The sequence below is a fragment of the Roseovarius sp. AK1035 genome, assembly GCF_003288315.1.
Classification (GTDB): Bacteria; Pseudomonadota; Alphaproteobacteria; order Rhodobacterales; family Rhodobacteraceae; genus Roseovarius; species Roseovarius mucosus_A.
The window spans coordinates 302312-314298 of sequence record NZ_CP030099.1; the positions used below are offsets into that span (position 1 = coordinate 302312).

10 protein-coding genes are annotated in these 11987 nt (G+C 60.3%); 9 read left to right on the top strand and 1 reads right to left on the bottom strand.

The window, feature by feature from the left end; all coding sequences use genetic code 11:
* The first annotated feature begins 21 nt into the window (after positions 1-21).
* The 3 genes from topA to RAK1035_RS01550 all read left to right on the top strand — a co-directional run bounded on the left by topA (position 22) and on the right by RAK1035_RS01550 (position 4177).
* A complete protein-coding gene (gene topA, locus RAK1035_RS01540; RefSeq protein ID WP_008279117.1) occupies positions 22-2727 on the top strand; it encodes a type I DNA topoisomerase in 2706 nt (901 codons plus the stop codon).
* A 125-nt stretch (positions 2728-2852) separates the two neighbouring features.
* A complete protein-coding gene (locus RAK1035_RS01545; protein ID WP_008279118.1) occupies positions 2853-3548 on the top strand; it encodes a CoA transferase subunit A in 696 nt (231 codons plus the stop codon).
* Positions 3548-4177: a 3-oxoacid CoA-transferase subunit B gene (locus RAK1035_RS01550; protein WP_008279119.1), complete on the top strand. Its 630-nt coding sequence runs from the start codon at positions 3548-3550 to the stop codon at positions 4175-4177. Before RAK1035_RS01545 ends, RAK1035_RS01550 begins: the two co-directional genes overlap by 1 nt.
* Positions 4178-4253: 76 nt before the next feature.
* Here the strand turns inward: RAK1035_RS01550 and RAK1035_RS01555 are convergent, their stop codons facing one another.
* Positions 4254-5072 carry a lytic transglycosylase domain-containing protein gene (locus tag RAK1035_RS01555; protein WP_008279120.1) on the bottom strand — a complete coding sequence of 273 codons (819 nt, stop codon included), beginning with the start codon at positions 5070-5072 and terminating at the stop codon, positions 4254-4256.
* 357 nt (positions 5073-5429) lie between these two features.
* On the opposite strand from RAK1035_RS01555, the gene RAK1035_RS01560 reads away from it, so the two are divergent.
* From RAK1035_RS01560 to RAK1035_RS01585, 6 genes are all read left to right on the top strand, one after another.
* Positions 5430-5633: a Flp family type IVb pilin gene (locus tag RAK1035_RS01560; protein ID WP_008279121.1), complete on the top strand. Its 204-nt coding sequence runs from the start codon at positions 5430-5432 to the stop codon at positions 5631-5633.
* Between the two features lie 222 nt (positions 5634-5855).
* The gene (cpaB, locus tag RAK1035_RS01565) at positions 5856-6725 is read left to right on the top strand and encodes a Flp pilus assembly protein CpaB (RefSeq protein WP_008279123.1); all 870 of its coding nucleotides are present in this window, start codon (positions 5856-5858) and stop codon (positions 6723-6725) included.
* Positions 6726-6916: 191 nt separating this feature from the next.
* Positions 6917-8335, top strand: coding sequence for a type II and III secretion system protein family protein (locus tag RAK1035_RS01570; RefSeq protein ID WP_008279124.1), 1419 nt, complete (start codon positions 6917-6919; stop codon positions 8333-8335).
* Positions 8336-8351: 16 nt separating this feature from the next.
* Positions 8352-9014 (top strand): OmpA family protein, encoded by a 663-nt coding sequence (locus RAK1035_RS01575; RefSeq protein ID WP_008279125.1) that lies wholly within the window; start codon positions 8352-8354, stop codon positions 9012-9014.
* A gap of 255 nt (positions 9015-9269) precedes the next feature.
* Entirely contained in the window at positions 9270-10520 is a 1251-nt protein-coding gene (locus RAK1035_RS01580) for an AAA family ATPase (protein WP_008279126.1), read from the top strand.
* A gap of 16 nt (positions 10521-10536) precedes the next feature.
* Entirely contained in the window at positions 10537-11982 is a 1446-nt protein-coding gene (locus tag RAK1035_RS01585; RefSeq protein ID WP_008279128.1) for a CpaF family protein, read from the top strand.
* Positions 11983-11987 lie beyond the last annotated feature (5 nt).

Genomic DNA, 11987 nt, shown 5'->3' on the forward strand with positions numbered 1-11987 from the left:
CCAGAGCCGGAAGGAGTGCCCATGCCCGTTGTCGTTGTCGAATCGCCCGCCAAAGCCAAGACGATCAACAAGTATCTGGGCGACGGTTACACGGTTCTGGCAAGCTATGGCCATGTGCGCGACCTGCCTGCCAAGGATGGATCGGTCGATACCGAGAACGGCTTTGACATGACATGGGAGGTGGGCCCCGACAGCCGCAAGCACGTCAAGGCCATCGCCGACGCCCTCAAGGATGACAACGCCCTCATCCTCGCCACCGACCCCGACCGCGAAGGCGAGGCCATTAGCTGGCACCTTGAAGAGACCCTTCGCAAACGCAAGGCGATCAACAAAGACACGCCCGTTAGCCGCGTGGTGTTCAACGCCATCACCAAATCCGCCGTCACCGAGGCGATGAAAAATCCCCGTCAGGTCGATGCGCCCTTGGTCGAGGCTTATCTCGCACGCCGCGCGCTGGACTACCTCGTGGGTTTCAACCTCAGCCCGGTGCTCTGGCGCAAACTGCCTGGCGCGCGCTCGGCGGGGCGTGTGCAATCGGTCTGCCTGCGCCTCATCGTCGAGCGCGAGATGGAAATCGAGGCGTTCACAGCCCGCGAATACTGGTCCGTCAAGGCGCTGCTGACCACGCCGCGCGGCCAAGACTATGAGGCGCGGCTGGTCTCCCTTGCGGGCAAGAAGCTCGATAAATTCGATCTGGAGAACGCCACTCAGGCCGAAATGGCGGTGCAGGCCATCACCTCCCGCGCCCTCACCGTCACCTCGGTCGAAGCGAAACCGGCCAGCCGCAATCCCTCGGCCCCCTTCATGACTTCGACGCTGCAACAAGAGGCCAGCCGCAAATTCGGCATGGGCGCCAAGCAGTGCATGTCCGCCGCGCAACGGCTCTATGAGGCGGGATATATCACCTATATGCGCACCGACGGGATCGACATGGCGCCCGAGGCCGTGATGGCCGCGCGCGATGCGATCAAGGATCGGTTTGGCCCGGAATATCTGCCGAAATCGCCCCGCATGTACAAAAACAAGGCCAAGAACGCCCAAGAGGCGCATGAATGTATCCGCCCCACAGACATGACGCGCGACGCAGGCCATATCAAAACCTCTGACGCAGATCAGCGCAAGCTTTACGATCTCATCTGGAAACGCACCCTCGCCTGCCAGATGGAGGCCGCTCGCATGGAGCGCACCACCGTCGAGATCGGCAGCAATGATGGTCAGGTCGGCCTGCGCGCCACCGGTCAGGTGATGCTCTTCGAGGGCTTTCTAAAGGTCTATGAAGAGGGCCGCGATGATGTGCCCACCGGCGACGACGACGATGGCCGCCTGCCCCAGATCATGCAGGGCGAGCCCGCCGCCTTTGCCAAATCGTCGCTGCGCAGCGAATTTGCCCGCGCCAGCGATGGGGCCGAAACAACCGCCGCCGTGCTCTCGCCCAACGAATCCATTCTTGGCCTGCAACACTTTACCCAAGCGCCGCCCCGCTATACCGAGGCGACCTTGGTCAAGAAAATGGAAGAACTGGGCATCGGCCGCCCCTCGACCTATGCCAGCGTCCTGACCACGATTCAGGACCGTGAATATGTCCGCAAGGAACAAAACCGCCTCTTCCCAGAGGATAAGGGCCGCATTGTCACGATCTTTCTGATCAACTTCTTCCGCAAATACGTGGGCTACGAATTCACCGCCAATCTCGAAGAGGATCTGGATCGCGTCAGCGCCGGCGAGGCGGATTACAAAGAAATCCTCGCCCGCTTCTGGCGCGATTTCTCCGCCGCAATCGCCGAAACCTCTGAATTGCGCATCACCGAAGTGCTCGATGTGCTCGACGCGGCCCTCTCTCCCACGCTTTACCCTCCGCGTGAGGATGGCAGCGACCCGCGCCAATGCCCGCTCTGCGGCACGGGTCAGCTGCATCTGAAAACCTCGCGCTCCGGCGGGTTTGTCGGCTGCGGCAATTATCCCGAATGCCGCTACACCCGCCCGATTGGCGGCGATGCTGGGGAAAATGGCGACCGTATCTTGGGGCAAGATGAGGCGGGCAACGAAATTTCCCTGCGCTCTGGCCGCTTTGGCCCCTATGTGCAACGCGGCGAGGCGACCGAAGAGAACAAAAAGCCCGACCGCGCCAGCCTGCCCAAAGGCTGGACAGCCGAGGCCATGACGCTGGAAAAGGCGCTTACCCTGCTCAGCCTGCCGCGCGACGTGGGCCAACACCCCGAGGGCGGGATGATTTCCGCCAATTTCGGGCGTTTCGGCCCCTATCTCATGCATCAACTGCCGGACGAGGCCAAACCCGTCTACGCCAATCTCAAAGACCCCAACGACGTGTTTGAAATCGGCATGAATCGCGCCGTCGAACTCTTGGCCGCCAAACGTGCCAACCCCGGCGGGCGCGGGCGCGCGGCGGCCAAGGCGCTGCGCGATCTGGGCGAACACCCCGAGAATGGCGGCCCGATCCAGATCCTCGAAGGGCGCTACGGCCCCTATATCAAATGGGACAAGGTCAATGCCACCCTGCCCAAGGGCACAGAACCTGACGATGTGACCATGGAAATGGCCATCGCCGCGATTGCCGCCAAGGCCACAAAGCCGGGCAAAGCGCGAAAGACCGCCGCCAAAGCCACGACCGCCAAGAAACCGGCCGCGAAAAAGGCTGCGCCCAAAAAGGCCACCACCACCAAAGCTGCGGCCAAGGCCCCCGCCAAACGCGCCGCCGCCGGGAAATAACCCGGCGCGGCCCCCACACCTACGTAGAAATCCCTATTCCGATGCGATGGCACGCGGGCCGCGTTGACTCGCGCCCGGCTTGCGCCGCATAGGAGGGTTAAACCACTGTCTGGAGGAGGTTCCACATGAACAAGGTTTACGGCTCGGCCGCCGAAGCGCTGGACGGGCTCTTGCGTGACGACATGCTGATCGCAGCGGGCGGCTTTGGCCTCTGCGGCATTCCCGAATTGCTCTTGGCCGCGATCCGCGACTCGGGCGTCAAGGATCTGACCTTTGCCAGCAACAATGCGGGCGTGGATGATTTCGGCATCGGTATCCTGCTGCAAACGCGGCAAGTGCGCAAAATGATGTCCTCTTATGTGGGCGAGAATGCCGAATTCATGCGCCAATATCTGAGCGGCGAGCTTGAGCTGGAATTCAACCCACAGGGCACGCTGGCCGAGCGGATGCGCGCGGGCGGCTGCGGCATTCCGGGTTTCTACACCAAGACCGGCGTCGGCACCCAGGTGGCCGAGGGCAAGGAACATAAAGAGTTCAACGGCGAGACCTATATTCTCGAACGCGGCATCTTTGCCGACCTCTCTATCGTCAAGGCGTGGAAGGCCGACACCACCGGCAACGCCATCTTCCGCAAGACGGCGCGCAACTTCAACCCGCCTGCCGCCATGTGCGGCAAGGTCTGCGTGCTGGAGGTCGAGGAAATCGTGCAACCGGGCGAATTGGACCCCGACAAAATCCACCTGCCGGGCATCTATGTTCACCGCTTGGTGCAGGGCACGCATGAGAAACGTATCGAACAACGCACCGTGAGGGCAGCATAATGGCTTGGGATCGCAATCAGATGGCCGCCCGCGCGGCGCTCGAACTCGAGGACGGGACCTATGTGAACCTCGGGATCGGCATTCCCACGCTGGTGCCCAATTTCATTCCCGAGGGCGTGCATGTCACGCTGCAATCGGAAAACGGCATGCTGGGCATGGGGCCCTTCCCCGTTGCAGGTACGGAGGACGCAGACCTCATCAATGCGGGCAAGCAGACCATCACCGAACTGCCCGACACCAGCTATTTCGACAGCGCCACCTCCTTTGGCATGATCCGGGGCGGCAAGATTGCCATGGCAATCCTTGGCGCGATGGAGGTGGCCGAGAATGGCGATCTCGCCAACTGGATGATCCCCGGCAAGCTGGTCAAGGGGATGGGCGGCGCCATGGATCTTGTGGCGGGCGTGGGCCGCGTGGTGGTGGTCATGGACCACACCAACAAGCACGGCGAATCGAAAGTGCTCAAATCCTGCACCCTGCCGCTGACAGGGACAGGTGTGGTCAACCGGATCATCTCGAACTTGGGTGTGCTCGATGTGGTCGAGGGCGGTCTGAAGATTGTTGAGTTGGCCGAAGGTGTCACCGAAGACGAATTGCGCGCCGCAACCGAGGCGACCATCGTCAATTGACCCCTGTCACTTAACCATCGTCACCAGACGATCGTTTCCCAGAATCCGAGGGCCGGGCACCGCAAGGGTCCGGCCCTTACTTCATGGCAAGATTGAGCGCGCAGGCATCGGTGATCAACTCCGGCTGCGTCTTGCACAGGCCCCGCGCCACTTCATAGGCGGCCAGAACCTTGGGGATGTAATCGCGGGTTTCCGTATAGGGCGGGACACCGCCATGCTTTTTGACCGCGTTCTCGCCTGCATTATAGCCCGCGAGTGCCAGCACCACGTCGCCTTTGAACTCGCGCATCAGCCAATCAAGATAGGCCACCCCGCCGCGAATATTCTCGGCGGGTGCCAAGCTGTCGGTCACACCAAAGCGGCGTGCTGTATCCGGCATAAGCTGCATCAACCCCTGCGCCCCGGCAGAACTGACCGCCGCCGTCCGCCCCGAGGATTCAACCGCGATCACCGCCAACACCAATGCCGGCGAAATCTGCGTGCCGATGGTCTGGCTCAAAATATGCCCGCCTTCGGCCCGCGCAATCTCTTGCACCGATTGCAGGCGCGGCGCGCTCACGCCCTTGCCTGCGGGCGGTTTGGCCAGATGCTCCATCGCCGCACGCAGGCGCAGCGCGCCATCCGTGCCGATATCGGCGGGCACATTCTCCCAGAACCAGCCATAGGCAGCCCCACGCGGTGTGGCGGGTGCCTCTGGCTCTTTGTTCGCGACCGCCGCGCGCGGCGGTTCGGGCGGCGCAGGCTCAATCTGCACCAAGGGCCTGCGCCGCGTTCCCGGTGCGGGCGCCTTTTCCCTCTTAAAGGTGAAGTCGGCAAAGGGCTGCGGCGCCTGCGCCGCAAGCGGGCCTGCCCCTGCGAGAATCGCAACAGACACCAAAAGGTATAAAAATCTCATAGCGGGCGCTGCTCTGCCTCTGATTTATTGTCGCCAGTATCGCAAATATCCGGGCTTCACGCCAGCATTGTTCCTTACCATGACCTGAACCACCCACATTTGCGCCACAATTCCTGCTTCAAAGCCTTTTTCAAACAATTTTTCAGAGTTTCTTTTGTTATCTTTCAGTATCTTAAGATTTTTCTCTAACTATTTTTTGGAGTGCACGAAAATTGGTCCAGTGACGCCAAATTCCCGCCCGATTTGACCGGCTATATGGCATCACACCACGACGGCAACGGACCATAAAACACTGGGGGTCCTGAACTGAAGCGGGTGTAACAACACAAGCAACTGATCCTTTGGAGGGACCAAACCATGATTAAATTCTTCAAAAACTTCTCGAAAGACGAAGACGGCGCAGTAACGGTTGACTGGGTCGTGCTGACCGCAGCAGTCGTTGGCCTCGGCATCGCCGGCGTGTCCACCGTCAGCACCGGCATCGGCAACCTCGCCACCTCAATCGGCACCGAAGTGGGCGGCTCGACAGTTGTCGACCTCGGCACCCTGGGTCAGCAGTAATCCAGGCGCCCGAGCCTGACACAGGATCGGGCACTCAATTAAAATGGCCACGGATAGGTTCTATCCGTGGCCATTTCCTTGCCTGCCCCACCCATGTCCCGCGCGTCTTAATGGCGCTATATCGCCCCCGCTTGTCCCTGATTTTGACACAATGGCGCGATATCACAGGCTTTGATCTCCGGTTACATGCCGGACCACGTCTTGCGATGAAAGGGAAACCCCATGCGAGCAGTTTTCGGATTGGTGCTGATCGTGGGCCTCGGGCTCGCGGGATTTGCTGTCTACATGGCCAAGAATTACATCGACGGATATCAGCGGCAACTGGAGGCAGAGCGTCAGCAACGCGCCCCCGTCATCGAAACCGTTGACATTTTTGTCGCCACCCGCGCCTTGCAATATGGCGAGGCCCTCGACAAAGACGCGGTGCGCCTCACCGCCTTTCCCAAAACATCCCTGCCCGAAGGCGTGTTCAAAGCGACAGAAGAGCTTTTCCCGAAAGGCGAGACCGTCGCGCGCCGCGCCCTGCGGCGGATGGAAATGAACGAGCCTATCTTGGCCGTCAAGGTGACAGAGCCGGGTGCAGAGGTGGGCATCACCTCGCAACTCGAACGCGGCATGCGCGCCTTTGCCATAAAGGTCGATGTGACCAGCGGTGTTTCGGGCTTTCTTCGGCCCGGCGATACCATCGACATCTATTGGACCGGCAGCGTCGGCGCGGGGAACATGCGCACCGAAGGCAATTCCATGGGCGAAGTGACCAAACTTATTGAAAACGGGGTCAAGCTGATTGCCGTGGATCAGGTGGCCGACATGGATACCTCCGAGACGGTCATCGCCCGCACCGTAACCGTCGCCGTCAAACCGCAACAGGTTGCGGCGCTTGCTCAGGCCCAATCGACCGGGCGTCTGTCGCTGTCGCTTGTGGGCGCGCTTGACGATACCGTGGCCGAGGTGATCGAAGTGGATCAACACAGGTTGCTTGGCATCACCGCCGAAGCTGTGATCGAACAGGCCCCCCTGCCCGAGACCTGCACCATCCGCACAAGGCGGGGTGCCGAGGTGATCGAAACCCCGATCCCCTGCACCAACTGACACGCTGCATATTGTCGAGATAAGGCACCCGCACACGGGTGCCTTTTTCGTGTTCAGGAAATTAGACACACTCCTAAGAAAAATACGCAAAACTGTATTGATTCTTGAAAAAAATTCCGAACTGTCCCAAAGTAAATCAAATGCGGGCGCTAAGACCCGAAAAATGAGGCGTGATCGGAAAGGCAGGTCACATGAAATTGCGTAGACATATTTGCGCGGCCCTTCTTGGGCTGGCGCTTGTTGCAGGCCATGCGCCGCAACCTGCACAAGCGGAAAGCATCCGCGTGGTGCGCAATGGCACTTCAAGCGCCCTCAGCGTCGCGATGAACCGTGCCGTTGTGGTCGAGAGCGACTCTCCCTTCGCAGAGCTCAGCATTGCCAACCCGGCGATTGCTGATTTCTCCACCCTGTCTGAACGCACAATCTATGTGCTGGGCAAGACACCGGGCCGAACAACGCTCAGCCTGTTTGATGGCTTGGGCAAGCTCATTACCAATATCGACGTGCATGTCAGCACCGATATCGAAGAATTCAAGGAACGCCTGAAACAGATCCTTCCGGGCGAACCCATCGAAGTCCGCAGCGCGAATGACGGCATTGTCATCTCCGGCACGGTCTCGAGCACGTCGCGCATGCAGCGCGCCCTTGATCTTGCCGAACGCTATGCGCCTGAACGCGTGTCCAACCTGATGTCGGTCTCTGGCAAGCAACAGGTCATGCTCAAGGTTCGCTTTGCCGAAATGCAACGCAGCGTGTCCAAGGCGCTGTCATCCTCGCTGTCGATCGACGCACGCGGGGCCAATAGCGTTGGCGTGATCGGCGGCACCAACACAACCAACACACAAGGCGGTGTGCTGGGCACTCTTGCCGGGGCTATTCCGGGCACGAACGAGAACAACGCCGCCTTTGCCTTTGGCTTTGACGTAGGCTCGGTCGAGGTGGGCATCCTGCTCGAGGCGCTGGAAACCAAAGGCGTTGTGCGCACTTTGGCAGAACCAAACCTAACCGCCCTCTCCGGCCAAGAGGCCAAGTTTCTCGCAGGTGGCGAATTCCCTGTGCCCGTGGCTCAGGACAATGACACCACGTCGATCGAATTCAAACCCTTCGGCGTCGAGCTGAACTTTGTGCCGCGCGTTGTGGACGACGGCATTATCAACCTCGAAATGGCCGCTGCAGTTTCTTCCATCGACACGGCCAACTCCTTGGTTTCAAACGGCTTTGCCATCCCTGCTTTCCGCCGCCGCGACACCTCAACCACTGTGGCGCTGCGCGATGGTGAAAGCTTTGCCATCGCAGGCCTGCTTCAGGATGATTTCCGCGACAATGCCGGTCAGGTGCCTTGGCTGGGCGATGTGCCGGTTCTCGGTGCCCTTTTCCGCAGCGCCGATTACCAGCGCTCGCAGACAGAACTGGTGATCATCGTATCGGCCCATCTCGTCTCACCCTCCCGGGGCGAGGCACTGGCTCTGCCCACGGATCGCGTGAAACTGCCCTCAGAGAAAGATCTCTTCCTCAATGGCCGCGTCGCCAGAGGCGTGAGTGACAAGGGACCCGTTGGCGAGGTTGCCAAGCAGGATTTCACCGGGTCCTACGGCTATGTGATGGATTGAGCGGGGGAAACGGGCAATGAAACATGTTTTCGCAATCGCCGGGCTGATCGCCGCAACTGCCTGTACCTCGCAGGATGCGGTCTACCGATCCTATTTTGGAGAGGCGGGCGCGCATGTGGATAATGGCCATTTCGGCGAGGCGGTGATGAACAACCACCTCGTGATGACCGGCGAGCGCAGCTATACCTTCGATCTTGCCAATCGCTTTGCCAGCGAGGTGATGAGCACCGTCAACTTCGCCTTCAACTCAGCAGAGCTGGACGCAGGCGCACGCGATACCCTGCGCGAACAGGCCCAGTGGATACGTCAATTCCCCGAAGTGCGCTTTCGCGTCTATGGCCACACCGACGCGGTTGGCTCCGACAGCTATAACAAGAGTCTCGGCATGCGCCGTGCTCAGGCCGTGGTCGCCTTCCTCACCAGCCAGGGCATAAGCCGTGCCCGTCTCGAGGCGGTGGCATCATTTGGCGAAACCCAGCCGCTGATCGTGACCCAAGGCCGCGAACGCCGCAACCGGCGCACCGTGACCGAAGTCTCGGGCTTTGTGCAATCGCATCCGATTATCATGGATGGCAAATACGCCGAGGTCGTCTATCGCGAATACGTGAACAGCGCTGTGCCACGCTCGACCTTGCTCAATGTCGAATCGTCCTCTGGCTCCGACGACTCTGGCGGATAACGCGCCAACACCAGTTTCTCCCTGTTCGGCTCTGTCCGGACCACCTCAAACCCGCCCCTTTTGGGCGGGTTTTTTGTCGCTAAAGACCGCACAATTACGATCTTTTGGCCCAAATGTCGCCAATATTCCCGCGCATCTTGCATCCTAGCCAAAGGTTTCCGTCGCATGCGGTGCCGGGCTGGATGGCCGTATTTCCATGTCCAGCCCGCGTATTGGCGATCACCGCCGGGCGACGGCAAGAACAGGACCGAGAGAATGACGAGTAGTGTAGCGAAACAGTCTGATCCCAACCCGATCGTTGCCTGCACCATCAGCCGCGACGTGCAGAACTTTGACCTGTTGATCGAGGATATGGAGGCCGCCTTGGGTGAATCCTGGGGCGATTTGGGTTTTGCCGAGGCGCTGGCCTTTTTCAACCAGCCCGAGGCCAACACTTTGGAATTCGTGGCCGTCGCCATCGACGAGGCCGACGAAGACGATCTCGTCATGCTGGGTGAGATTATCTCTCTGGCCAGCAAAAAAGGCATCAAGGTCATTTTGATCGCCGAGGATGTCAGCCCCGCCGCCCTGCACCAATTGCTGCGTCAGGGTGCCGATGAATTTGTCCCCTACCCCCTGCCCGAGGGCGAGCTTCAGGCCGCTATCGACCGCCTGCGCCATGCGCCCCCGCCCATGCCGCAAAGCCAAAGTGCGGCCCAAACCCATCCTGCCCTCGCCAATCCAACCGCTGGCGATGGCGTGATCCTTGCGGTGCAGGGATTATCAGGCGGGACCGGTGCCACCACCCTTGCAGTCAATCTCGCATGGGAACTGGCCAATGTCGAAAAAGCTAGCCCGCCGCGCGTGTGCCTTCTGGATTTCGGCCTGCAGTTCGGATCGGTCGCGACATATCTCGATCTTCCGCGCCGCGATGTCGTATTCGAAATGTGGTCCGATACCGAGGCCCTCGATGATGACATCTTCCGGCAGGCGCTGGTCGCCTTTGAGGATAAACTCTGGGTGCTGACCGCCCCCGCCGATGTGCTTCCGCTTGATATGATTTCTTCCGAGGATGTGAACAAACTTCTCAGCCTCGCGCGCAAACACTTCGATTACGTCGTGATCGATATGCCCGGATCGCTGGTCCAGTGGACAGAAGCGGTTTTGCACGCCTCACAAATCTATTTTGCGACGCTCGAGCTTGACATGCGCTCCGCCCAGAACGCCTTGCGGATCAAACGGGCCATGCAGTCCGAGGATCTGCCCGTGGACAAGCTGCGCTATTGCCTCAACCGCTCGCCAAAATTCACCGATTTGAACGGCAAGAGCCGCGTCAAACGCATGGCCGAAAGCCTGGAAATCCGGATCGAACTGCTTTTGCCGGATGGCGGGCGTGCCGTCTGCCAAAGCTCGGATCACGGTCTACCGCTGGCCTCCAGTGCCGCCAAGAACCCGCTGCGCCGCGAAATCGCCAAATTGGCCAGCTCCTTGCATGCTCTTGGCAAGAGCGACGCCGAAGCCGCCTAACCAAAGGTAGGACCAGATGTTCTCTCGATACAAGAAATCGCCCAGTGACCGGGCCGCCCCCAAGGCCTCCACCGCACCCGCACCGGCCCCCCGGACCGCGCCGGTCGATGCCGCAGCCCTACCGTCCTTCCGCAAACCCTTGCCCAAGGTCGCAGCGGTGGCCGTCGGCGTGGACAAAGAGCGCAAGCGCAAAGATCGGATCAGCGAGATCAAGATCGAATTGCACCGCGCGATGCTTGACCACCTCAATCTCGCCGCACTCGACTCGGCCACAGAATCCGATCTGCGCAGCGAAATCAGCTCTATCGCCGGCGAAATTCTCGAAGAAAAGGGCATCGTCCTCAACCGCGAGGACCGCATGCAGCTCACGCAAGAGCTTTATGACGAGGTCAAGGGCCTCGGGCCTCTTGAAACCCTGCTCAAGGATGACACGGTCAACGACATTCTCGTCAACGGCCCGCATCAGATCTTTATCGAACGCGCGGGCAAGCTCGAACTCAGCGACGTCACCTTCAAGGATGAAAAGCATCTTCTGCGCATCATCGACAAGATCGTGTCGGCGGTGGGTCGGCGCGTAGACGAATCCAACCCCTATGTTGACGCCCGCCTTGCCGATGGCTCGCGCTTTAACGCGATGGTGCCCCCCGTCGCGGTGGATGGCAGCCTTGTGTCCATCCGGAAATTCAAAAAGGACAAGCTCGGGATCGACGATCTGGTGAAGTTCGGGGCCTTTTCCGAGGAAATGGCCGCCTATCTCCAGGCCGCCGTCGCCACCCGCCTCAACGTCATCGTCTCCGGCGGTACCGGCTCTGGTAAAACCACCACGCTCAACGCGCTGTCCTCTTTCATCGCCAATGATGAACGCATCCTCACAATCGAGGACACCGCCGAATTGCAACTGCAACAGATCCACGTCGGCCGAATGGAAAGCCGCCCGCCCAACGTCGAAGGCAAGGGCGAGGTATCCCCCCGCGACTGTCTCAAGAACGCGCTGCGGATGCGCCCCGACCGGATCATCGTGGGCGAAACCCGCGGTGAAGAGGTGATCGACATGTTGCAGGCCATGAACACCGGCCATGACGGGTCGATGACCACAATCCACGCCAACAATCCGCGCGACGGCATCAGCCGTCTGGAAAACATGGTCGCCATGGCTGGGCTCGAAATGCCGCTCAAGGCGGTGCGCAGCCAGATCGCCAGCGCCGTCAACCTCATCGTGCAGGCCAGCCGCCTTCAGGACGGCTCGCGCCGGATGACCTCGATCACCGAGATCACCGGCATGGAGGGCGATGTCATCTCGATGCAGGAAATCTTCCGCTTTCAGCGCGTGGGCCTGACCCCCGACAACAAGATCATCGGCCATTTTACCGCCACCGGCGTGCGCTCACACTATTCAGAACGCTTCCGGCTCTGGGGCTATGATCTGCCCTCCCATATCTACGAACCCATCGCAGCGGAGTAACGCAG